The organism is Kitasatospora sp. NPDC127111, assembly GCF_042677465.1.
Lineage (GTDB): Bacteria > Actinomycetota > Actinomycetes > Streptomycetales > Streptomycetaceae > Kitasatospora.
Window position 1 is genome coordinate 25,255 of sequence record NZ_JBHXTG010000074.1, and the last position, 21,831, is coordinate 47,085.

19 protein-coding genes are annotated in these 21,831 nt (G+C 74.0%); 9 read left to right on the forward strand and 10 right to left on the reverse strand.

All coding sequences use genetic code 11. The features are described from left to right. Positions 1 to 191 precede the first annotated feature (191 nt). Positions 192 to 362, reverse strand: coding sequence for a hypothetical protein (locus ACFVHB_RS32585; protein ID WP_380329405.1), 171 nt, complete (start codon positions 360 to 362; stop codon positions 192 to 194). 180 nt (positions 363 to 542) lie between these two features. Between ACFVHB_RS32585 and ACFVHB_RS32590 the strand changes: the two genes are divergently transcribed. The 5 genes from ACFVHB_RS32590 to ACFVHB_RS32610 all read left to right on the forward strand — a co-directional run bounded on the left by ACFVHB_RS32590 (position 543) and on the right by ACFVHB_RS32610 (position 4,263). Further along, complete coding sequence (locus ACFVHB_RS32590; protein WP_380329407.1) at positions 543 to 977, forward strand: MarR family winged helix-turn-helix transcriptional regulator; 435 nt, start codon at positions 543 to 545, stop codon at positions 975 to 977. Then, positions 974 to 1,474, forward strand: a complete 501-nt coding sequence (locus ACFVHB_RS32595) for a hypothetical protein (RefSeq protein ID WP_380329409.1) — start codon at positions 974 to 976, stop codon at positions 1,472 to 1,474. The genes ACFVHB_RS32590 and ACFVHB_RS32595 overlap by 4 nt, the downstream gene beginning before the upstream one ends. Before the next feature lie 25 nt (positions 1,475 to 1,499). Beyond that, entirely contained in the window at positions 1,500 to 2,456 is a 957-nt protein-coding gene (locus ACFVHB_RS32600) for a GlxA family transcriptional regulator (protein WP_380329411.1), read from the forward strand. Between the two features lie 168 nt (positions 2,457 to 2,624). Continuing rightward, positions 2,625 to 3,623: a type I glyceraldehyde-3-phosphate dehydrogenase gene (gene gap, locus ACFVHB_RS32605; RefSeq protein WP_380329413.1), complete on the forward strand. Its 999-nt coding sequence runs from the start codon at positions 2,625 to 2,627 to the stop codon at positions 3,621 to 3,623. Positions 3,624 to 3,648: 25 nt separating this feature from the next. Further along, positions 3,649 to 4,263 carry a hypothetical protein gene (locus ACFVHB_RS32610; RefSeq protein ID WP_380329415.1) on the forward strand — a complete coding sequence of 205 codons (615 nt, stop codon included), beginning with the start codon at positions 3,649 to 3,651 and terminating at the stop codon, positions 4,261 to 4,263. An 18-nt stretch (positions 4,264 to 4,281) separates the two neighbouring features. On the opposite strand, the gene ACFVHB_RS32615 is transcribed toward ACFVHB_RS32610, so the two are convergent. Next, positions 4,282 to 5,772 (reverse strand): alpha/beta hydrolase family protein, encoded by a 1,491-nt coding sequence (locus ACFVHB_RS32615; protein ID WP_380329417.1) that lies wholly within the window; start codon positions 5,770 to 5,772, stop codon positions 4,282 to 4,284. Between the two features lie 254 nt (positions 5,773 to 6,026). Here ACFVHB_RS32615 and ACFVHB_RS32620 point away from each other — a divergent pair, with 254 nt between their 5' ends. Then, the gene (locus ACFVHB_RS32620; protein ID WP_380329419.1) at positions 6,027 to 7,364 is read left to right on the forward strand and encodes a sensor histidine kinase; all 1,338 of its coding nucleotides are present in this window, start codon (positions 6,027 to 6,029) and stop codon (positions 7,362 to 7,364) included. Continuing rightward, positions 7,361 to 8,038, forward strand: coding sequence for a response regulator (locus ACFVHB_RS32625; RefSeq protein WP_380329421.1), 678 nt, complete (start codon positions 7,361 to 7,363; stop codon positions 8,036 to 8,038). The genes ACFVHB_RS32620 and ACFVHB_RS32625 overlap by 4 nt, the downstream gene beginning before the upstream one ends. Positions 8,039 to 8,168: 130 nt before the next feature. Here ACFVHB_RS32625 and ACFVHB_RS32630 read toward each other — a convergent pair whose 3' ends face one another. The 3 genes from ACFVHB_RS32630 to ACFVHB_RS32640 all read right to left on the reverse strand — a co-directional run bounded on the left by ACFVHB_RS32630 (position 8,169) and on the right by ACFVHB_RS32640 (position 13,498). Continuing rightward, positions 8,169 to 9,380: a pyridoxal-phosphate dependent enzyme gene (locus ACFVHB_RS32630; protein ID WP_380329423.1), complete on the reverse strand. Its 1,212-nt coding sequence runs from the start codon at positions 9,378 to 9,380 to the stop codon at positions 8,169 to 8,171. A gap of 105 nt (positions 9,381 to 9,485) precedes the next feature. Further along, positions 9,486 to 11,960, reverse strand: coding sequence for an FUSC family protein (locus ACFVHB_RS32635; protein WP_380329425.1), 2,475 nt, complete (start codon positions 11,958 to 11,960; stop codon positions 9,486 to 9,488). A gap of 422 nt (positions 11,961 to 12,382) precedes the next feature. Further along, on the reverse strand, positions 12,383 to 13,498 hold the full coding sequence (locus ACFVHB_RS32640; protein ID WP_380329427.1) for an FAD-dependent oxidoreductase: 1,116 nt from the start codon (positions 13,496 to 13,498) through the stop codon (positions 12,383 to 12,385). Between the two features lie 82 nt (positions 13,499 to 13,580). On the opposite strand from ACFVHB_RS32640, the gene ACFVHB_RS32645 reads away from it, so the two are divergent. Further along, a complete protein-coding gene (locus ACFVHB_RS32645; RefSeq protein ID WP_380329429.1) occupies positions 13,581 to 14,261 on the forward strand; it encodes a TetR/AcrR family transcriptional regulator in 681 nt (226 codons plus the stop codon). 210 nt (positions 14,262 to 14,471) lie between these two features. Here the strand turns inward: ACFVHB_RS32645 and ACFVHB_RS32650 are convergent, their stop codons facing one another. The 5 genes from ACFVHB_RS32650 to ACFVHB_RS32670 form a co-directional block, all read right to left on the reverse strand. Further along, on the reverse strand, positions 14,472 to 15,104 hold the full coding sequence (locus ACFVHB_RS32650) for a DUF6875 domain-containing protein (protein WP_380329431.1): 633 nt from the start codon (positions 15,102 to 15,104) through the stop codon (positions 14,472 to 14,474). Positions 15,105 to 15,116: 12 nt separating this feature from the next. Continuing rightward, the gene (locus ACFVHB_RS32655; RefSeq protein WP_380329433.1) at positions 15,117 to 15,677 is read right to left on the reverse strand and encodes a hypothetical protein; all 561 of its coding nucleotides are present in this window, start codon (positions 15,675 to 15,677) and stop codon (positions 15,117 to 15,119) included. 12 nt (positions 15,678 to 15,689) lie between these two features. Continuing rightward, positions 15,690 to 15,890, reverse strand: coding sequence for an MbtH family protein (locus ACFVHB_RS32660; protein WP_380329435.1), 201 nt, complete (start codon positions 15,888 to 15,890; stop codon positions 15,690 to 15,692). A 121-nt stretch (positions 15,891 to 16,011) separates the two neighbouring features. Beyond that, positions 16,012 to 16,248, reverse strand: a complete 237-nt coding sequence (locus ACFVHB_RS32665; RefSeq protein WP_380329437.1) for an acyl carrier protein — start codon at positions 16,246 to 16,248, stop codon at positions 16,012 to 16,014. Further along, positions 16,245 to 17,663, reverse strand: coding sequence for a class I adenylate-forming enzyme family protein (locus tag ACFVHB_RS32670; protein ID WP_380329439.1), 1,419 nt, complete (start codon positions 17,661 to 17,663; stop codon positions 16,245 to 16,247). Before ACFVHB_RS32670 ends, ACFVHB_RS32665 begins: the two co-directional genes overlap by 4 nt. A 422-nt stretch (positions 17,664 to 18,085) precedes the next feature. Here ACFVHB_RS32670 and ACFVHB_RS32675 point away from each other — a divergent pair. Continuing rightward, positions 18,086 to 21,831 (forward strand): amino acid adenylation domain-containing protein (locus ACFVHB_RS32675; RefSeq protein ID WP_380329441.1); only part of this gene is annotated, 3,746 nt, incomplete at its 3' end.

A 21,831-nucleotide genomic window follows, 5' to 3' on the forward strand; every position in this document is an offset into this window, starting at 1 on the left:
AGCACCGCCCGATCGACCGGCAGCACGACGCGGCCGCCTGCCCGTCCTCGCGCGAACGGCAGGCTCTCGCGACTCTGCACGCCGGTCCTGGCCGGCCGACGTGCCACCGGGGACTCCGCCGAGGAGCCTCTGACGAGCAGGGCGCGGGCCCGGTCCGGCGGTGTGGACCGGGCCCGCGGCACGGGGCGGGTTCAGGCGCGGGCGGCCCGCCGCCGCAGCCGGGCGGGGACGAGTCGGCGAACGCGCTCCGCGGCCTCGGCGCGGTGCGACCGGCGGTCGACCACGGCCCGGACGGCCCGCCGCCGGTCCGCCTCGCGCAGCAGATCGGCCTCGCGCAGCTGGTGGAGCGAGTAGTGCAGCATGCGTCTGTCCTCCGGGAGGGGGGCGCTTTCGCTCCCCACCGTCGCGCGCCGGAGGCCCCCGGCACCTGAGGTGGGCGTCCCGTTCGTGCCCCGGCAGCGGTCCCGGGACATCGCCGGGCGCGGCGCGGGCGGGCGGGCTCGTTTGCGGACAGGTAGTACGAAATCGTATAGTCCGAAATCGTGAACGATGGAACGACGCCCTCCGACTGGTCGCCGCTGCTGGCGCTGCAGCGGGCCACCCACGCCACGCTGCACGTGCTGGCCACCGAGCTCGCCGAGCTCGGGCTGACCCCCTCGGAGATCAACGCGCTGGCCAACCTGGCCGACGGCCGCGCGCGCACGGTGTCCGAGCTCGGCGCGGCCGCGGGGACCAGGCCGACCACGCTGACCAGCGTGCTGGACCGCCTGGAGAAGCGCGGCCACATCACCCGCGTCGCCAGTGCCCAGGACCGGCGGGCGGTGCTCGTCGAACTCACTCCGTCCGGGCGCCGTGCCGCCGACACGATCCGCAAGGCCGTCACCGGCATCGAGCAGCGCGCACTCGACGGCCTGCCCGCCGAGACGATCACCGCTCTGCGCGCGGCCCTGCAGTCCCTGACGGAGGTCTCCCGATGACCGTGCAGAACGAACAGAACACACAGAACGCACCGAACGCGCAGAACGCACCGAACGCGCAGAGCGCCCAGCGCGATCCGGCCCCCACCGGCGGCACGCCCGCGTTCGAGGACCTGATGGCCGAAGTGACGGCCGGCGCCGAACGGTTCGGCCACCGCGAGCACGTCCACCTGACCTGGCTGGCCGTCCGGCACCACGGCCTGCCCGCGGCGATCGACGTGGTCAGCGAGGGCATCCGGCGCACCGCCCGGCAGGCCGGCGCACCCGAGAAGTTCCACGCCACCGTCAGCCGCGCCTGGGTGGAACTCGTCGCGCACCACACGGCCGGGCCCGGCGAGGACGACTTCCCCGCCTTCGTCGACCGCCACCCCGCCCTCCTCGACAAGCACCTGCTCACCCGCCACTACCGCCCGGCGACCCTGGCCGGCGACGCGGCCAGGGCCGGCTGGGTCGAACCCGACCTCACGCCGTTCCCCTGGCAGGACAACGACCGGTAGCCCGAAGGCGGGAGTGGAGGATCCGATGGCCCGCAGGAAGCACCGCGTCGCCGTGCTCGTGCTCGAAGGGGCGAAGCCGCTCGACGTGGGCATCCCCGCGCAGGTGTTCTCCAGCCGGCCGAGCATGCCCTACGAGGTGCGGGTCTGCGGAGCCGCGCCCGGGCTGGTGACCGGCGGCGACGGCCTCGCCTACCACGTGGCCGACGGCCTGGAGGCCCTGGAGCACGTCGACACCGTCTTCGTCCCCGGCTACCGGGACCCCTCCACCACCGAGCCGCCGGCCGCGGTCGTCGAGGCGCTCGTGGCCGCCCACCACCGGGGAGCCCGGCTGGCGGCCATCTCGACGGGCGCGTTCGCGCTGGCCGCCACCGGCCTGCTCGACGGGAGGAAGGCGACGACCCACTGGCACTACACGAAGGCCCTCGCCGATCTGCACCCGCTGGTGTCCGTCGACGAGAACGTGCTCTTCGTGGACGAGGGTGACCTGCTCACCTCGGCGGGCGCGGCCTCCGGCATCGACCTGTGCCTGCACCTGGTGCGGCGCGACCACGGCGTCGGGCTCTCCAACCACGTGGCGAGGCGCCTGGTCGCCGCGCCCTACCGCAGCGGGGGCCAGGCCCAGTACGTCCCGCGGAGCGTGCCCGAGCCGCTCGGCGACCTCTTCGCGAGCACCCGCGAATGGGCCCTGGCCCACCTCGACGAACCGCTGACCCTGGAAGCGCTGGCCCGCACCGCGCAGGTGTCGGCGCGCACCTTCTCCCGGCGCTTCGTGGAGGACACCGGCTACACCCCCATGCAGTGGGTGCTGCGGGCCCGGGTGGACCTCGCCCGCGAGCTGCTGGAACGCACCGACCTGGGCGTCGAGCAGGTCGCCGACCGGGTCGGTCTCGGCACGGGCGCGAACCTGCGGCTGCACTTCCAGCGCATCCTCGGCACCTCGCCCACGGAGTACCGGCACACCTTCTCGGCCCCGGAGGCCTGACGCCCGGCCGGTGCCGCCACCCCCGCCCGCCACCTGACGCCCGCTCGGGTGCCCGGCGACGTCCACCCGCCTTGGCGAGATCCTTGCGCACCTTGTCGATCCGGCCCCTGTCCGGCCCGCGGTCCGGCGCCGACCATGGATCGCGGAACGAACGAAAGGGAAGCCACCATGACCCGCATCGCCATCAACGGTTTCGGCCGCATCGGACGCAACAGCCTGCGCGCCCTGCTCGAACGCGACAGCAAGCTCGAGGTGGTCGCCGTCAACGACCTCACCGCCCCGGACGCCCTCGCCCACCTGCTGAAGTTCGACAGCGCGCTCGGCCGTTTCAACCGCCCGGTGACGGTCGACGGAACCGATCTGGTGGTCGACGGCCGCCGCATCAAGGTGCTCGCCGAGCGCGACCCCGCCGCCCTGCCGTGGGCCGAGCTCGGCGTCGACCTCGTGCTGGAGTCGACCGGCCGCTTCACCTCGGCCGAGGCCGCCCGCGCGCACCTGCGGGCCGGCGCCAAGCGCGTCCTGGTGAGTGCCCCCTCCGACGGCGCCGACGTCACGCTGGCCTACGGCGTCAACACCGAGTCCTACGACCCGGCCGCGCACGTCATCGTCTCCAACGCCTCGTGCACCACCAACGCGCTGGCCCCGCTGGCGTCCGTGCTGGACGACCTGGCCGGCATCGAGCACGGCTTCATGACCACGGTCCACGCCTACACCCAGGAGCAGAACCTCCAGGACGGCCCCCACCGCGACATGCGCCGCGCCCGGGCCGCCGGCGTGAACATCGTGCCGACCACCACCGGCGCCGCCAAGGCCATCGGCCTCGTCCTGCCGAAGCTCGACGGCAAGCTGTCCGGCGACTCCATCCGCGTCCCCGTCCCGGTCGGCTCGATCGTGGAGCTGAACACCACGGTCGCCCGCGAGGTCACCCGCGACGAGATCCTCGCCGCCTACCGCGAGGCCGCCGACGGACGGCTCAAGGGCATCCTCGACTACTCCGACGAGCCGCTGGTCTCCGGCGACATCACCGGCCAGCCCGCCTCGTCGATCTTCGACTCCGCGCTCACCCGCGTCGACGGCAAGCACGTCAAGGTCGTCGCCTGGTACGACAACGAGTGGGGCTTCTCCAACCGCGTCATCGACACGCTCGAACTCCTCGCGCAGAACTGACCCGGCCCCTGCGAAGATCCTCCGCATGACCGCGCTCCCCGTCGACCAGGACGGCCCTGACGACCCCTTCGCCCGGATCGGCGATCCCCTCCTCGCCGTCATGGACAGGCGGCGGCAGCTGCTGGCCGTGGCCGGCGCGCACGAGTACGACGAGGCCAGGACGGTCGGCCTCTTCCACGTCACCGACCGTGCCCGCCAACGCCTGCTCCTCACCACGGACTTCCCCGTGCACGCGATGGCCTTCCACCCGCGGCTCCCGCTGCTCGCGGTGGGGACCGGCGCGTACGACGGCGGCTACCACTTCGAGGGCGAGCTCCTCCTCCTGGACCTGGACTCCGGTGCCGCCCGCTCGCTCATCCGGCACGACTTCGGCCGGCAGGTCCTCGGGCTGAAGTGGCTGAACGACCACGACCTCCGGATCCTCATGGCCCCCTTCGACGACCACAAGGACGCCGAGGCCCACCGGGAGGGGCACGTCGCCGTGGTGAGCCGGCCGGACTGGGCCGCCGTCGCCGCCAAGTCGCTCACCGAGCGCCACCTGGCCGGCCCCCGGGTGCCCGCACCCCGCCCCGACGGACGCGAGGCCGCCCGGCGGCTGGTCGACCAGCTCAGGATGCCGCACACCCGGCGGCATCACTGAGCTGCCCCGGAAGGCCGATCAGCGGCCGTCGCCCGGGTGGTGGACGGTGAGGTCGCCGTAGGCCCGCAGAACGCCGGCCAGGTCGCCGGGCTCGCCCCGCAGAACGGCGTCCAGGAAGGCGAGGGTGGCCGCCGCGACGACCCGCGGGCTCTCGGTGCGGCCCAGGGAGCCGACGATCGAGGGCACGGGCGGCAGGTACAACGGGCCGTCCATGAACGTGAGATGCGCGGCGCCGGGGATGGTGAGCCGGTAACTCGTGGCGGTGGCGGAGTCGAGCACCTCGGTGAGGCGCGGCAGGTAGCGCGGGTCGGTCCCCGGGGTGATGGCCTGGGTGAGCGCGAGCGTCGGCCGGTCGAGGGACGGCGACGTCGGGCCGTGGGGGTAGCCGTCCAGATCGATGACGGCGGCGAACCGGCGATCCTGCCGGGCCGCCTGCAGGGCGGCGGCACCCCCCATGGAGTGGCCGGTCACCGCGGCCCGGCCGGTGTCCAGGCGTCCGGCCAGCGGGCCTGCGGTCCCATCCCGGTCCAGACTCTCCAGCTGGGAGAGGACGAAGCTGAGGTCGGCGGCCCGGACCGCCGTCCAGCCGGCCGCCAGCTCCTCGTCCTCGTCCGGGTCGCCGCTGGAGGCGGTCTCGGTGGTGACCGTGCGGCCGTCGGCGAGGACGACGGCGGCGGAGTCGTACGGGTGGTCGAGGGCGGCGACCACGTAGCCGTGGCTGGCCAGTTCCTCCGCCCAGGCGGTGTTCTGGGTGCGCACTCCGCCCGACCCGGGCGAGAACAGGACGACGGGGAACCGTCCCCCGCTGCTGTCCACCGGGGCGTCGAAGACCGCACGGGTGCGGGCACGCGGAACCCCGTCGACCAGGAAGCCCGGCAGGCCGACTCCGCGGGCGAGGGCGTCGGCGACGGTGCGCGCCTCCTGCTCCGTGCGTCCGAGGTACTGGGCCCGCCGCGCGCCTCCGGGGCTCCGCCGCGCGGGGTACCAGAGCTGGACCACGACCGTGCGCCGGTCGTCCGGATCGGCGGTGAAGGTCTCGGGGCGGCGCGGGTCCGTCCACTGCACCACGCGGGTGCCGACCGCGAAGTCACCCGACGGTTCGGGGAACACGGGGACGGGGAAGGCCCAGGCGGCCACCGGACCCGTGGCGATCAGTCCGACGCAGGCCACCGATCCCGGCAGCGCCAGCCACCAGCGGGCCCGCCGTGCCGGCCGGCCGGCACGGCGTCGCAGCAGGGGGGAGAGGGCGAACGGCGACGCGAAGGCGGCGCCCGCCAGGACCGGCAGCAGCTGCCAGCGGATCCCCGCCACGCTCAGCACGATCGCGGACAGCACGAGAGCCGCCCCCGCCGCGATCGTGACGCGCGGGCGGACGGCGGGGGGAAGCCAGCGCGCCACCACCAGCGCGACGGCACCCAGCAGGGCGAGGATTTCCAGGGGGGACATGAACAGTCCCGTGATGATCTCGGTCACCCGGCCATGGTCGGCGCCGGGCACGCCCCGCCACATCGATCCCGGGTCGCCGTCGGGTCCGACCGGGGTGGCACCCGAGGCGCGTCCCGGTGCGACCGGAGCAGCAATCGAGTGCGTCGGACCAGCGGCCGCCCTGCGACCACGGGAGGTAACCGGCCTCCTCCTGCGGTCGTATCCCGGCACGGTGTCATCAGCCGGTGGACTCATGTGCTCCGCGGGGCCCGCGGCCTACCGTGACAGGGCCGCGGTAGGTGCCGGGCGGCGCGGGGCTGAATCGACGGGGACGTGTGATGACCGAGGCGGCGGCGGAACCCGGCCATGCCCACCAGGTGCGCCGCCGGCTGCGCTACCGGGGCCTCGAACGGGAGCGGGACCAGGAGCCGGACCGGGGCGGGGTGCGGTGGACCAGGGCGGCCGGACGACCGACGACGTACGCCGACCCGGTCTCCGCGCGAGCGGCGCGACCGGTGGCAGCCGCCGGGCGCCGGGGCTCCCGGCTGCCGCCCGTGGTGGGGGACGCGCTGCTGCCGGCGCTCCTCCTCGCCAACGTCCTGACCACACGCGCGCCGCACGAGCTGCCGGTGGCCGTGGCCCTCACCGCCGCCCTCGCGCTGCCCCTGCTGTGGCGGCGCCGGGCCCCGCTCGCGGTGTTCGGCGCCGTGGCGGCCGCGGCCTTCGTCCAGTGGCTGATGGACGTCCAACTGCCGGCCGACGTCGCCCTGCTGGTGGCCCTCTACACGGCGGCCGCGAACTCGGACCGCCGCGGCACGCTGCTCGCCGGTGCCGTCGTGGAGGCCGGGGTCCTCCTGGCCTGCCTGCGCTGGGCGACGGAAGGCGCGTTCCTGACCCCCTTCGTCGCGGTCACCGCGATGGTCGTGGCCGCCGCCGTCCTCGGTGAGAACGCGCGGACCACGCGCGCCTACCTCGCGGCCCTGGAGGAACGGGCCGCACGCCTGGAGCGAGAACACGAACAGCAGGCGCGACTGGCCGTCGCGGAGGAAAGGACCCGCATCACCCGGGAGATGCACGACATCGTCACCCACAACCTCTCCGTCATGGTCGCGCTCACCGACGCCGCCGTCTACGCGCAGCACCGGTCGCCCGACAAGACCACCGCCGCGATGCTCCAGGTCTCCGAGACCGGCCGACAGGCCCTGACCGACATGCGGCGCGCGTTGGGCGTCCTGCGGACCGACGAACCGGACGCGGAGCGCCACCCGTTGCCCGGCATCGCCCAACTGGAAGCCCTCGCCGACCAGATGTGCGCGGCCGGGCTGCCGACCCGCCTGGAGGTCCACGGCGGCCACGCGCACGTCCCCGCCACCGCACAACTCACCGTCTACCGACTGGTACAGGAAGCCTTGACCAACGCCCTCAAGCACACACCCCCGGGCACCCGCGCGAAGGTCCGGGTACGGTGCTCGACCACGGCCGTCACCGTGGACGTCACCGACAGCGGCGCCCGCCCGCCACGCCCCGCCGCCACACCGTCCGGCCACGGCATCCCCGGCATGCGCGAGCGCTCGGCCGCCTACGGGGGGACGTTGCACGCCGGACCGCTGCCGGGCGGCGGCTGGGGAGTCCGGACCCGTCTCCTCCTCGACGGCGCCGGAGCGGAGTCCGCATGACGATCCGCATCCTGATCGCCGACGACGAAGCGCTGCTCCGGATGGCCTTCAGCACCGTGCTGGAGGCCCAGCCCGACATGGCACCGGTCGGCGAAGCCGCGGACGGCATGCAGGCCATCCGCCTCGCGCGCGAGCTGCGCCCCGATGTCGTCCTCATGGACGTCCGGATGCCCGGGACGGACGGGATCGAGGCGACCCGGCAGATCGTCGGGATCTCCCCGCGGGTCAGAGTGCTGATCCTCACCACCTTCGACCTGGACGAGTACGCCTTCGCCGGGCTCGACGCCGGCGCCTCGGGCTTCCTGCTGAAGAACACCAGGCCCGAGGAACTCCTCGCCGCGATCCGCAGTGTCGCCGCGGGCGACGCGGTGGTCTCCCCGCGGATCACCCGCCGCCTGCTGGAGACCTTCCGCCCGCACATCCCCGGCGGCGGCAGCGCCGACGGCAGCGGACGCGACCGTGACGAGCGGCTGAGCCGGCTCAGCGCCCGTGAACGCGAGGTGCTCGTCGAGGTGGGCCGCGGCCTGTCCAACACCGAGATCGCGGCCACCCTGTACCTCGCGGAGGCGACCGTGAAGTCCCACCTGGGGCGGATCCTGCAGAAGCTCGAACTCCGCGACCGGATACAGGCCGTGATCTTCGCCTACGAGAGCCGCCTGATCCACCCGGAATGACTCCGGTCTCGGGGTACGGCCCGACATCGGCGAACCGGCGGACCTCCGGCCTCCCGGCCGGTCTGCCGACCGCTCGCGGTGGAGCAGCCCGAGAGGCGGCAGCGGGCCGCAATCGTGCGCGCCGGTGCGGTCAGTCCTTGAGGCCGGCGGCGCGCAGGCGGGTGCGGACGGCGTCCCAGGCGGGGTCGGCGGGGGCCGGGAGGTTGCGGCCGACTCCGCGGTCCTTGAAGCCGCTGGAGGTGGACACGCACACCACCGGGCCCTCGATCGGCTCGTCCAGGGCGCGCAGGCCGGCCAGTCCGGCCGCGGCCGACAGCTCCACCCACAGGCCGTTGGCGGCCAGTTCGGCCTGGGCGGCGCGCAGTCGGCGGTCGTCGAGCAACAGCGGCCGGCCGCCGCTGCCGCGCAGGGCCAGGACCCCGCGGTAGCCGCTGACCGGGCAGTCGATGCCGTACGCGTCGGTGCCGCCGACGTCGACCCGGGCGACCGGCCGTCCGTCCCGGACGGCGGCGGCGAGCGGGCCGCCGGCGGCCGGTTCGCAGCTGAACAGCCTCGGGACGCGGTCGGTCAGCCCCAGGCGGCGCAGCTCGGCGAAGCCCTTGCCGATGCCGAAGAGCAGTTCGCCGTAGCCGGTCGGGACGAACACCGCCGCGGGTACCCCGAGGTCGGCGGCCGTCTCGTAGGCGACGGTCTTGTAACCCTCCGGGCCGAAGGCGCTGCCGGTGTGGAAGGGCGTCAGGTTGCTGACCGGGAAGAGGCCGAACTCGGTCACGATCCGCTCGGTCAGCGGCCACCGCGCCTCGACGGGAACGGGCAGGACGACGGCGCCGTACGCGTCGAGGAAGGACAGCGCGGCCGGCGGGGCGTCGGGCGAGGTGAGCACGACGCAGCGCAGCCCGGCGCGGGCCGCGTAGGCGGCGGCGGAGGCGCCGTGGTTGCCGGAGGACGCGACGACCACGCCGGGCGCGCCGGTGGCGAGCGCGGCGCTGACGGTGCAGCGGTTGAGCCGGTCCTTGTGGCTCCAGGTGGGGTTGCGCGACTCGTCCTTGACGTACACCCCGTCGCCGAGGTCGACCAGCGGCGTGCCGCCCTCGCCGAGCCCGGGCGCGGTCAGCGGCGGCAGCAGCGCCGCCCAGCGGTCGAGCCCGGGGCCGGCGGGCCGCGCGGTGAGGAAGTCGGCCGGCACGCGGGCGTAGTCGTAGTCCACCTCCACCGGGTAGGACACGCTCGCGGTGCTGGTGCGCGGGCAGCCGTGGGTCAGCGGGGGAAACAGCGGGTAGCGGACCTGCGGATCGCCGAGGGAACGCTGCTCCGTGGCCAGGGACGGTGCCGTCGTCGTCATGACCGGCATCCTACGAGGCAGGAGGAAGCGGCGAGCCGGCCGATGTCCGGACGGAGATAACGGTCTGACGGCCCGTCGCCGTTCCGGCGCGGCGGCGGAGGGTGGTCACGTCGGTGTTCCCGATGCGTCGCCACCCTGGGCCGGGCGGGTGCCGGGGGCCGGGCGGGTGCCGGGGGCCGGGCGGGTTCCGGGGGCCGGGCGGGTTCCGGGGGCCGGGTCGGCGGCGTGGACCCGGGACAGGTCGTCAAGCAGCGCGGTGAGCCAGAGGGACACGTCGACGGTGTGCAGCGAGGCCGGGTCGGCGGGCATCCCCGCGAGCGTCACCCGCTCGTCGTGCAGCGCGACCCGGGCCCCGGCCAGGGCCCGGTCCGTGGTTCCGGCGGGCGCGCGGGCCAGCAGCGCCGCGCCCTGCCGGCGGAACGCCGCGGCGACCTGTCCCGCGCGGGTGACGAGCGCCGCCCCACCGTCCGGCCCGCCGGCCGCGGTGCCGGGCGGGATGCGGGCGAGCAGCGGTTCGGCGCCGCGGACGGTGTGCTGCCCGGTGAGCACGGCGGCGTGCCAGTTCGGCTCGTCCCCCGCCGGATCGTGCCGCTCGCTGCGGTACTGGGCGTAGAGCGCCTCGGTGAGCAGCGCGGAGAGCCGGGCCCGGCGCAGCGCGCCCCGGACCGGTCCCGTCCCGGTGACGACGGCGACCGTCTCGCTCAGCGCCGCGGCGCTCCGGTCGAGCAGCTCGGCGGTGCGCCGCCGCAGGTCGTGGCCGCCGCCGCGCGGCCAGGCGCAGAGCCCGGCGAGGATGCCGATCGCGGCGCCGGTGGCCACGTTGACCAGCCGGGCCTCGGCCAGCCGCCAGCTGGCCGGCGCCAGCTGGGTGAAGACCATGGCGACCACGACGGTGAACGTCCCCTGGGCCCAGGCCAGCCCGAGCACCGGGCCGACGGTGAACGCGAACAGCATCGCCGGTGGCAGCGCGGCGGCGTAGAAGAGGGGGTGCTCGCCGACCGCGAGCAGCACCACGGCGGTCACGGCGGCGCCCCCGGCGGTGCCGGCCAGGGCCGGGCGCAGCGTCATCCGGGTGTCGGCGGCGCTGGTGCGCATCAGGGTGAGGGTGGCCAGCAGGACCCAGAAGCCGTGGCTGAGGTCGAGGGCGCCGGCCACCAGGCGGGCCGCGCTGAGCGCCCCGGCCGTGCGCAGGGCGTTGCGGAAGTAGACGGAGTGGCTGGTCAGGTTGCCGCGGATGCGGCGCCACCAGAGCATCACGGCCGGCTGGTGGGCGTACCAGAACGGGCCGGGCCGCAGGTCGGGGGGCGTGTCGTCGGGCGCCGGCGGCGCGTGGCGGGCGGTGCGGGTGGCGAGGGTGAGGAAGCGGGCGCCCTCGGCGGCGTTCAGGGCGACCGTGCCGAGGCCGAGGCGGGCCACGGCCGTCCGCCCGGGATCGGCGGGGGTGTCGGGATGACTCGCGCTTCCGGGGTTGCCCGGCGTGCCGGGGCCGTCAGGGGCGGGGTCCGGGACGGGGACGTGGACGGGCGCGGTGCGAGCGGCCTCGAAGGCGGCGATCCGGGCCTCGATCGGCGCGGCGGACGGGACCGGCCCACCCGGGCGCAGCCCGTCCGCGGCCGCGCGCAGGGTGTGCGCGGTGGCCGTCACCAGCGCGGCCGCCTGCGGGTAGGGCCCGCCGACGGCGCCGAGGCGGCGGACCCGCAGCAGCTCGGCACCGACGTAGTGCAGGGTGGTCGCGCAGTGGCTGAGCGCGCGGTCGACCGCGCCGGGCCCGGCGGGCCGTTCCATCATCGGGATCCGGGAGAACCGCAGACCGTCCAGGAGCGCCGTGGCCTGCTCCGGCACGTCCGCCGCGGCGCCGGTCACCTCGGGTGCCGCCGTGCTCGGTGCCCCGCCCGTCGACGTGCTCGGCGCCCCGCCGTCCGCCCCCGGCGGGGCACGTCCGCCCGGCGGTGCCGGGGGCGGGCCCACGCCGGGCGGGCCGACCACGCCGGGCGGGCCGACCGCGCCGGGCGGGCCGCCGGTGCGGGGGCTGCCGGTGCGGGGGCTGCCGGTGCAGTCGGCGGCCAGGTCCGCCAGCCGGGCGAGTGCCCGGGCCGTGCGGGCCAGGCGCTCGCGGTAGTCCTCCGGCGACGGCTCCGGCCACAGCAGCAGCTCGGCCACGGCGAGCAGCAGCAGTCCGGCCGTCACCCCCGCCAGCCGCTGCGGCAGGCCGTCCGGGGCGTACGGCGGGAAGCACGGCAGGATGTAGAAGAGCTGCAGCCCGTTCGCCAGCCCGACCAGCCGCGGCCCGCCCACCGAACCGAAGGCCACCGCGAAGCCCACGCCCGCCATCCCGAGCGCCGCCGTCCAGGCGTGCACGGCCAGGACGGTGCCCAGGCACACCAGCGCCCAGGCGAACGGCAGCGTCTTCAGCAGCGTGCGCACCCGGCTCCGCGCGCCGCCCTCCACCCGGGCCAGGATGCCGACCGCCACCGCCCCGAACAGCGCGTAGGTGGCCGTCACCGGCTGGTGGAAGCCGTAGCGGAAGGTGTAGAAGCCGGCGCAGGCGGCCGCCGTGACCCGGACGGCACGGTGCACCACCGACGGATCAGGGCGGGCTCGGCCCGGATGCTCCGGCCCGCCGGGCAAGCGCCGCATCGCTCCTCGCTCCCCTGGCACCTTCGGCTCACCCCCGTGGGGTGTCCGGGCCGGGCGCCCCCCGCCCACCTGTGGCGCCGCCCACCTGTGGTGCCGCCCACCTGTGGCACCGGACACCTTCCACGCTAGGCGGCCGGGAGGTCCCGCGCAGGCCCGAGCACGGCGTCGTGGTCGGCCGCGACGTCGGGATCGTTCCCGGAGTCCGGGCCCGCTTCTGTTCCCGGCGCCGCCTGCCCGACAGCCCGTCAGCCCGTCAGCCCGACGCACCCGACAGCACGCGGTTATGCGACCACGCCACCACGCCGAAGCCCCGGACGGGTCGCCCGGTTGGATCCGGTGGCCTTCAGGACCGTGGTCGGTCGTCGTCAGCCGGGTTGGAAGAAGGCGAGCATCCTCCGGCCGGCGTCCGGCGCCGCCAGGACTTCCTGGATGTGCGCGGACTGTCGGCCGGCAGCGCTGGTGCGTTCGAACATCTCGCGTTCGTAGTCCCTGACGGCGGCGGCGTGGTCGTCCGGGTGCGCCGCCAGCGCGAGGCCGAGCAGGGCGCCGTCGAGCAGCGCCATGTTGGCGCCCTGCCCCACCGGGGGCATCAGGTGCGCGGCATCGCCGAGCAGCGTGACGCCCGGCGTCGACGGCCAGGTCAGGCCGACCGGGAGCGTGGTGATCGACCGCGGCAGGATCGTGTCGTCGCAGGCGGCGATCAGCGCGGTGAACCGCCGGTCCCAGCCGCTGAACAGGTCGATCAGCCGCCCACGGGCGGCGGCCGGGTCGTCGAACGGGATCCCGCTGGTGGCGAACCAGTCCTCGGCGGTGTCGTAGAAGCTGAGGTAGATGCGGACCCGGCCGTCGCCGTTGCGCTGCGCCGCCAGGGACTGCCCGCTGCCGAGCGCCCAGTAGTTGCCGCGCCCGACCATCGCCGCGAGGTCGGGGTGCGTGCGGTCGACGTCGGGGATGCCGAGCTCGACGACGTTCTGGCCGGTGTGCGCCGGTCGGGCGTCGGTGAGCAGTGCGCGGACCCGGGAGTGCGCGCCGTCGGCGCCGACCAGCAGGTCGTACCCCGCGCTGGTGCCGTCGGCGAACCGCAGGTGCCCGTTGTCGGCGGACTCGAACGCGCGGCCCCAGTGGACCGTGTGTTCGGGGAGGGAGTCCAGCAGGAGGTTGCGCAGGTCGGCCCGGTCGACCTCCGGTCGTTCGAGCGGGGCGTCGTCGGGCGTGTCCTCCTGGAGCAGCAGGGTGCCGTCCGGCTCCAGAAGACGCAGGTCCTGGCCTTGACGACGGGCGATCGCGTGGAACCGGTCGATCAGGCCGGCCTCGCGCATCGCCCGCTGGCCCGTCCCGGAGTGCAGGTCGAGCATGCCGCCCTGGCCCCGCGCGCCGCGCGCGGATTCACGTTCGTACACGACGGCGTCGATGCCGTTCACCCGCAGCACCCGCGCGAGGAGCAGGCCGCCCAAGCCGGCTCCGACGATGGCGATGGTCATGGTTCCCCCCGATTCACCGTATCGATCGATACACCGTATCGACCGATGTCACTGTAACAGCGCGCGCTGTATTGTCGGCGGCATGTTGGTGTGGGAGCGGCCGGAGCCGTCGGATCGACCGGTGCTTGCCCCGCTGAGCCGGGAGCGGATCGTACGAGCGGCGATCCGGCTGGCCGACGCGGACGGCCTGGCCGCGGTGTCGCTGCGCAAGGTCGCGGCCGCGCTGGACGTCGGTCCGATGCGGCTGTACGGCTACATCGCCACCAAGGAAGAGCTGCTCGATCTGATGGTCGATGCGGTCCACGCCGAGATCCGGCCGACCGGAGACGGCTGGCGGGAGGTCCTGCACTCCCTGGCCGAAGCCACCCGGCGGGCCGCTCACCAGCACGAATGGTTCGCCGACCTGATCGGTGGACGGCCGCAGCTCGGCCCGCACACCCTGGCCTGCGGGGAGGCCGTGGTGGCCGCGATGGGCGGCGTCGACCTCGAAGCCACCGTGCCGGCGATCGCCGCGGTCAACGCGTACGTGATCGGCGCGGTGCGCCGGGAGATCACCGAGCGGCGCGCCGAGCGGGCCACCGGGATGGACAAGCAGCAGTGGCAGGCCGCCTTCGGGCCGTACCTGGAGCGGACCTTCGCCACGGGCCGGTTCCCCGCACTGGCCACGGTCGTGCGCGACGGCCCCCACCTGAGCGCCGACCAGACCTTCCGGGCCGGCCTCGACTTCCTCCTCGACGGCATCGAAGCCCGCCTCTCACGCTGAGCGCGGCCCAGGTACCGGACGAGCGCCGGGACGACCGCGCGCCCGGTGCCCGGTGCTTGACGCCTGGCGCCCGGTACCCGGCGCTGGTGCGTCCTCGAGGAGTGGACCACCTCACCGGGACCGGGCACCGAGGTCCGGGCGGAGTCGACCCGCCTCCTGGCCGTGATCACCCGCGCCTCGCGACCGCGTCCGGAGCCGTCGTTCGCGCGGTCAGGAAGCCCGGCCGTACGAGCGCTCGGCCTGGTGGTAGAGCTCCAGCAGGGCGGGGTCCAGCACGGTCGACTCCGCGCCGTAGTACTTGGCGAACTTCTCGCGGTACTGGTGGAACCAGTGCGGGCGGTCGTGCAGGAAGAAGATGTCGTGCAGGGCGATGGCGCGGATCGCGAAGACCGGCACCGGCGCCTTGCTGACCGCGAACCCCGGGTTCCTCGCCGCCGTCACCTCGCAGTTCTCGTGGAACTGGCCGATCATCAGGCCGTGTGCCACGAAGTCGTCCTTGACCCGGGCCTGGGCCTGGTCGAGCAGCCCCGTGTCCGCACCGCGGAGGTCGGGCAGCACCACCACCAGGGCGCGGAGCATCGGGTTCCGGCCCTGCCAGGAGAGCAGCTGGTACTCGCGCAGGCTGCTCCGGGCGAGCTCCTCCAGCAGCTCGGCGGTGGGGGCGTGCCCGACCAGCCGGACGCGGACCTCCAGGGTGTTGTTCTTGCGGGAGGGCGCCACGAACGGGCAGATGGGGCCCGTCCGGCCGATCTCCGGGTGGCTGGCCGAGATGTACTCGGTCAGCCAGGAATCGACCGTGGCCAGCGCGGACTCGATGGTGACCAGGGATCCGGTGGGACTCATCAGATACCGCCTTCAGCTCTTCGCCGGCTCCGAGACCCGGCCGACGGCGATCCGCGCGAGCCGGTGGACCTCGGCCGGGTCCGGGATGCGTGTGTTGACGAAGGACAGGACGTCGCCCTTGACCGCGATCGCCCAGGTGGTCTCGATGCGGAAGTGGTCGACGGCGGACAGCCAGCGCACCAGGATGCCGCCGTCCCCCAGATCGAGCGGCTCCGAGTCGACCTTGGTGATGTCGAGCTGGACCCCGTCGTTGAGTTCCATCCGGTACTGTCCGCAGGCGTGCACCGCCTCCAGCAGCTCCTGGTAGACCTGGCGGCAGGCCTGCTGGTCGAACTGCGCGACGTGGTGGAACACCACCGAGCCCACCACGTTGGTGAAGAGCGCGGAGCCGTGCCGCCGGGTCTCCGGGTGCGTGCCGTGGGTCAGCATGTTCGTCAGGTCGACGATGGTGCGCCCGGACTCGTCGCCGGAGACGAAGCGTGGATCGTAGGCGGCGCTGGGCTCCTCTCCGAAGAACGACTCCTCCAGGTCCTCCTCGGTCAGCAGCAGCCGCTGGAACGCGGTGTCGTCCATCGTGGTCCTCTCCTATCGGCGCACGAGGCTGAGCGGGCGCATGTCGGTCCAGTGCGCCTCGATGTGGTCCAGGCAGGACTGGCGGTCGGTCTCGGCGAGCGCGACCGTCCAGCCCGCCGGCACCTCGGCGAAGGCGGGCCACAGCGAGTACTGGCCCTCGTCGTTGACGAGCACCAGGTAGCGGCCGTCGGGGTTCTCGAAGGGGTTGGTCATGATCACTCCTCGCGGACGGTGGTTCGGGATCGGTGGGCGGTGGGCGGTGGGCGGTGGACCGGGTTCGGTGGGCGGGGTCGGTGGGCCGGGTCGGTGGGCGGGGGTCGGGGCGGGTGACCGGTCAGTGCTCCCGCAGGAGTTCGGTCAGGTACTCGTGGATGCCGTTGATGGAGGTGAACAGCTCCATGTCCTCGAAGTTCGGGTCGACGACCACTCCGTGCCGCTCCTCCAGCCCGTGTTGGAGGACGACCAGGACGAAAGAGTCGATCACCAGCTCGGCATCGTCCGACAGCTCTTCGGGTCGGCCGAGGTCGGCGCCCTCGGCGAGGATCGCCCTGATGTCGTCCTTCGAGATCACGAAGCCTCCCGGGACCGCGCCGGCCGGAGCGGGGCGGACGGCTCCGACACGATGTGCGCGTACATCAGTTCGCGGTTGCGGGTCAGCTTCCCCATCGAGTTGCGGGGCAGCTGCCGCGTGACGAAGAACCGCTTCGGAATCTTGACCGCACTCAGCCGTTGCCGGCACCAGGCGGTGAGCTCGTTCGCGGTGAGTCCCTCCGCTCCGCCCACGAACGCCTCGATCGCCTCGCCGTGGGTCACCACCGCCTCGGTCACCCTCGGGTGCTCCAGCAGGGCGGCCTCGACCTCGGTGAGGTCGACCTTCAACCCACCGACGACGGCCAGCGAGTCGGAGCGTCCGAGCATGCTCAGCACCCCGGTCGCCGGATCCTGCCGGAACCGGTCGAAGGTCCGCAGCCAACAGTCGCTGAAGCGGTCGGCGTGCTCGTCGTACAGGTAGGGCGAACGGTCCATCCGGACCAGCAGTTCCTCGCCGGCCAGCTTCACCTCGACCCCCGGCACGGGCGGCCCGACCTCCGGAGGGACGCACCGCCCGGACAGGTCGCCGGCGATCAGCCCGATCTCGGTGAGACCGTAGACCTGGGCGATCGGCAGGCCGAAGCCCCACCGGAACCGCTCGTGGAGCTCCTCCGGCATCCGTTCGCCGCCGGAGACCGCGAGCCGCAGTGACGGCAGGTCGGGCCGGTCCGCGGTCCGGGTCAGCAGGTCGTAGTGGACCGGCGTCCCGTACACGACGGACACCTCGGTCCGCGCCATCAGCCGCAGCACCTCCGCCGGGCGGAACGTCGGCGGGACGACCAGCGTCGCCCCGGCGGCCAGCGCCTGGAGCACCCCGGTCATCAGACCCATGTTGTGCATGACCGAGTTCAGCAACAGCACCCGCTCGCCCCGGCCCGGGATGCCCGGGACGGCAGCGTGCCGGTCGAGTTCGGCCAGGACGGAACCGGCCGGCCGGCCGATCACCTTGGGACGGCCCGTCGATCCCGAGCTGAACTGCACGAGTACGACGCCGTCGGCGGCCGGCCGCCCGCCGGCCAGCCGCCGGACCTCGAACGCGGACTCCTGACGGAATCCGGCCGCCGGCCCGCCCGCCCCTGCGGCCAGCACCAGGTACTGCGGCCGTACCAGCTCGATCAGCGGCTCGAACTCGGCCGGTTTCAGCCGGAAATCGACCAGAACCACCTGGGCGCCGCAGCTCCACAGGGCCAGCAGTACCTGCAGGTAAGTGAAACTCGGCGTCATCCGCAACACCACCGAAGTACCTTCGGTGATACCGCGCTCCTGAAACATCCGACGCCGGGCCTCGACTCCGGCGCGGAGTTCGCCCCGGGTTATCGGCGCGCTGGAAATCGCCCAGAGTTCGTCGTCCGTGCCGCTACCCAGCAGCCGGTCCCCCCACCATGTATGCGCCATGCCCGCTTCCTCTTATGGGGAAATTCAGAGAAGGCCGGATCACGGAGAACAATGATTCCGGCATTTGGCGACCGTGAAGCTAACACGGCCGCGAGACGGCGGGCAAGCACGCCGACGATCAGCGGAGGACGCCCCCGACACGGCATCTGACCGGCCATGCTTCGCTCCGTTGTCCCGCCGGCGGGACAACGGCGAGTGAACTCCTTGACCCTCCCGCGCCCCCGGGTTAGGTTGCCGATGGCCTTGATTTCCGATCAGCCGCGCCCGATTCCGGTGGGCGCGCCGGCCCTCCGCCCGAATGGCGACCGGCCGCCGGTTCTCCGACGCTCCCCGAATGAGCCACACCCCGTTCGGGCCGTCGCAAGATTCTCACCATTTCACTCTCCAGCCGTCCGCGCGGGGGAATTATCGGAGGTGGAGACTTGTCTGTCAATGCCGATTCCGTGCTGCCGCTCACGGCTGCGCAACGCGAAATCTGGATCGCCGAGCAACGGCTGCCGAAGGCGAACCTGGTATTTCGAGTGGGCGAATATCTGGAAATCCACGGACAGCTGGATCCGGCACTTTTCGAACAGGCTCTGCGGCTGGTCGTCACCGAGGCCGAGGCACTGCACGTCCGCTTCACCGAGGAAGCCGGCGAGGTCCGGCAGGCCGTCCGGCCGCCCACCGACTGGACGCCGGCCCTGGTCGACCTCAGCGCCGAAGCCGACCCCGAGGAGGCCGCCCGCGACTGGCTGGCCGCCGCGGCCGCCCGGCCGATGGACCTCCGGGAGCGTTTGTTCGAGTACGCGCTCCTGCGCCTGGGCACCGACCGCCACTACTGGTACCAGGGCTACCACCACATCGTGATGGACGCCTTCGGCTCGGTGCTGATCGCCCGCCGGACCGCCGAGGTGTACACCGCGCTCACCGAGGGCCGACCGGTGCCACCGCGCACCTTCGGGTCACTGGACGGCTTTCTGACCGCCGATCAGAACTACCGCGCCTCGGAAGAGTTCACCAGGGACCGGGAGTACTGGACCGGCCACTTCGCCGACCGCCCCGAACCGACCGGGATCGTCGCCCGACCGTCGACCGTCCCGGACCGCTACCTCCGCCGGAGCACGGCACTCGCACCCGGCGAGTCGGACGGGCTGCGCGAGGCCGCCCGACGGGCCCGGGCGCCGTGGTCGCACCTGGTGATCGCGGCAGCGGCCGTCCACCTGCACCGCGTGACCGGCGTGACCGACGTGGTGCTCGGCCTGCCCGTCCCCGCACGACTGGACCGGCTCCAGCGCCGCACGCCCGGCACCGCCTCGAACGTGCTCCCGCTACGGCTCACCGTCCGGCCCGAGCTGACGCTGCACCAGCTCCTGCGCCAGGTCGCCGAGCGGATCGTCGAACTGGGCCGGCACCAGCGCTACCGGTCCGAGGACCTGCAACGGGACCTCGACCTGCCGGGCGGCCTCGGGACGTGGTACGCCCCGGTCGTCAACATCATGTCCTTCGACGCCGCGCCGGCCTTCGCCGGCCTGGCCAGCACCGCGCACAGCCTCTCCTCCGGACTGGTCGGCGACCTCGCACTCGCCGTCTGGGACCGCCGCGACGGCACCGGGCTCACGGTCGACCTCAACGCCCACCCCGAGCTCTGCCCGGAGCCCGAACTCGCCGCCCACCACGGCAGGTTCATCACCGCACTGCGCGCCGTCGCAGCGGCCGAACCCACCCAGCCGCTCGGCCGGATCGACCTGCTGACCGCCGAGGAGCGCGCCGCCGCAACGGCCGGCGCCGAGGAGACTCCTCCGACCAGCGAGGCCACCCTGCCGGAGCTGTTCCAGGCCAGGGCGGCCGCGGACCCGGCCTCGGTGGCCGTGGTCTGCGGCGGGACGACGCTCACGTACGGGGAGCTGGACGAGCGGGCGAACCGGCTGGCCCACTTCCTCACAGCCCGCGGCGCCGGCCCGGAGCGCATCATCGCCCTGGCCCTGCCACGCTCGGCCGACCTGGTCGTCGCCGTCCTCGCCGCGCTCAAGGCCGGGGCCGCCTACCTGCCCCTCGACCCCGAGTACCCGGTCGCCCGTCTGGCGCACATGATCACCGACGCCCGGCCGGCCCTCGTCCTGGCCGTTGCCGCGACCGAGGCGAAACTGCCCGACGGACACGGCGCGCCCGTCCTCCTCCTGGACGATCCGGCCGTCCTCGCCGACCTCGCCGGGCAGCCCTCCCAGGCCACCGCGGTGGAGCTCCGCCCCGACCACCCGGCCTACGTCATCTACACGTCCGGCTCCACCGGCGTGCCGAAGGGCGTGGTCAACACCCACCGCAACGTGGTGCGGCTGTTCGACGCGACCCGCGGGTGGTTCGGCTTCGGTCCGGACGACGTCTGGACGCTGTTCCACTCCTACGCCTTCGACTTCTCCGTCTGGGAGCTGTGGGGGCCCCTGCTGCACGGCGGACGGCTGGTCGTGGTGCCCCACGAGACCAGCCGGACGCCCGGCGCGTTCCTGGACCTGCTGGCCGACCAGCGCGTCACCATCCTCAACCAAACCCCCTCCGCCTTCTACCAGTTGGCGCAGGCCGAGGCCGAACCGTCCCGTCCGGAACGCCAACTCGCGCTGCGCAGGGTCGTGTTCGGCGGAGAAGCGCTGCAACCGGACCGGCTCGCCGACTGGTACCGCCGGCATCCGGACGACGCTCCGGTCCTGGTCAACATGTACGGCATCACCGAGACCACCGTGCACGTGACCCACCAGCCGCTGACCCACGACCGGGTCACCGCCGGGGCGGCGAGCGTGATCGGCGTCGGCATCCCCGACCTGCGGACCCACGTGCTGGACGGCGGACTCCAGCCGGTCCCACCCGGCGTGGTGGGCGAGCTGTACGTCGCGGGTCCGGGTCTGGCGCGCGGCTACCTGGGCCGGCCCGCCCTCACCGCCGAACGCTTCGTCGCCGACCCCTACGGCCGCGAACCCGGCGGCCGGATGTACCGCACCGGCGACCTCGTCCGCCGGAACCCGGACGGCGAGCTGGAGTTCGTCGGCCGCGCCGACCACCAGGTCAAGATCCGCGGCTTCCGCATCGAACTCGGGGAGATCGAGGCCTCGCTGCTCGCGCACCCGGCCGTGACCCAGGCGACCGCGGTGGTCCGCCAGGACCAGCCCGGCGACTCCCGCCTGGTCGCCTACGTGGTCGGCCGGGAGGCCCTCCGGCCCGAGCAGGTGAGGGAGTTCACGCGGGGCCGGCTGCCCGACCACATGGTCCCGGCCGCCGTCGTCCCGCTGGAGCGACTGCCCCTCACGGCGAACGGGAAGCTGGACCGGGCTGCGCTGCCGGCGCCGGACTTCACCCTCGCCGGGTCGGGCCGGGAGGCGCGCACGCCGCGGGAGCAGTCGGTCTGCGAGCTGTTCGCGCAGGTCCTCGGCCTGCCGCGGGTCGGCGTCGACGACGACTTCTTCGAGCTCGGCGGCCACTCCCTGCTCGCCACCCGGCTGATCGCCCGGGTCCGTACGGAGCTGGGGGTCGAACTGGAGCTGCGCTCACTGTTCGAGGGACCGACCCCAGCCGCCGTGGCCGCACGCCTGGACGGCGCCCGGAAGGGGCGGTTGGCGCTGACCGCGCGGGAACGCCCGCCGGTGATCCCGCTGTCCTCCGCGCAGCGACGGCTCTGGTTCATCCACAAGATGGAGGGGCCGAGCGCGACCTACAACATCCCGCTCGTGATCCGGCTCGCCGGCCGCCTCGACGTACCGGCGCTGCGCGCCGCGCTGGCGGACGTCGTCGCCCGGCACGAGAGCCTGCGCACGGTCTTCCCCGAGGCCGACGGCACGCCGTACCAGCGGGTGCTGGCTGCGGCGGAGGCGGCGCCACGGCTGACCGTCACCCCGACCACCGAGGCCGAACTGCCCGACGCGCTGGCTGCGGGCGCCCGGTACGCCTTCGACCTGGCGGCCGAACCACCGCTGCGAGCCGAGCTGTTCGAGCTGTCCGTGCGGGAGCACGCCCTGCTGGTCGTCGCCCACCACATCGCGGCGGACGGCTGGTCGATGGGACCGCTCTCCCGCGAGCTGACCGAGGCGTACGCCGCCCGCGCCGAGGGCCACGCCCCCGACTGGACCCCGCTGCCCGTCCAGTACGCCGACTACACCCTCTGGCAGAACGAACTCCTCGGCGACCAGAACGACCCCGACAG

Excerpts from the sequence above, each read along its gene's own strand:
- ACFVHB_RS32585 (WP_380329405.1), bottom strand. The coding sequence starts at position 362 with ATGCTGCACTACTCGCTCCACCAGCTGCGCGAGGCCGATCTGCTGCGC.
- ACFVHB_RS32595 (WP_380329409.1), top strand. The coding sequence starts at position 974 with ATGACCGTGCAGAACGAACAGAACACACAGAACGCACCGAACGCGCAG.
- ACFVHB_RS32600 (WP_380329411.1), top strand. The coding sequence starts at position 1,500 with ATGGCCCGCAGGAAGCACCGCGTCGCCGTGCTCGTGCTCGAAGGGGCG.
- gap (WP_380329413.1), top strand. The coding sequence starts at position 2,625 with ATGACCCGCATCGCCATCAACGGTTTCGGCCGCATCGGACGCAACAGC.
- ACFVHB_RS32610 (WP_380329415.1), top strand. The coding sequence starts at position 3,649 with ATGACCGCGCTCCCCGTCGACCAGGACGGCCCTGACGACCCCTTCGCC.
- ACFVHB_RS32615 (WP_380329417.1), bottom strand. The coding sequence starts at position 5,772 with ATGTGGCGGGGCGTGCCCGGCGCCGACCATGGCCGGGTGACCGAGATC.
- ACFVHB_RS32620 (WP_380329419.1), top strand. The coding sequence starts at position 6,027 with ATGACCGAGGCGGCGGCGGAACCCGGCCATGCCCACCAGGTGCGCCGC.
- ACFVHB_RS32625 (WP_380329421.1), top strand. The coding sequence starts at position 7,361 with ATGACGATCCGCATCCTGATCGCCGACGACGAAGCGCTGCTCCGGATG.
- ACFVHB_RS32630 (WP_380329423.1), bottom strand. The coding sequence starts at position 9,380 with ATGACGACGACGGCACCGTCCCTGGCCACGGAGCAGCGTTCCCTCGGC.
- ACFVHB_RS32640 (WP_380329427.1), bottom strand. The coding sequence starts at position 13,498 with ATGACCATCGCCATCGTCGGAGCCGGCTTGGGCGGCCTGCTCCTCGCG.
- ACFVHB_RS32645 (WP_380329429.1), top strand. The coding sequence starts at position 13,581 with ATGTTGGTGTGGGAGCGGCCGGAGCCGTCGGATCGACCGGTGCTTGCC.
- ACFVHB_RS32650 (WP_380329431.1), bottom strand. The coding sequence starts at position 15,104 with ATGAGTCCCACCGGATCCCTGGTCACCATCGAGTCCGCGCTGGCCACG.
- ACFVHB_RS32655 (WP_380329433.1), bottom strand. The coding sequence starts at position 15,677 with ATGGACGACACCGCGTTCCAGCGGCTGCTGCTGACCGAGGAGGACCTG.
- ACFVHB_RS32660 (WP_380329435.1), bottom strand. The coding sequence starts at position 15,890 with ATGACCAACCCCTTCGAGAACCCCGACGGCCGCTACCTGGTGCTCGTC.
- ACFVHB_RS32670 (WP_380329439.1), bottom strand. The coding sequence starts at position 17,663 with ATGGCGCATACATGGTGGGGGGACCGGCTGCTGGGTAGCGGCACGGAC.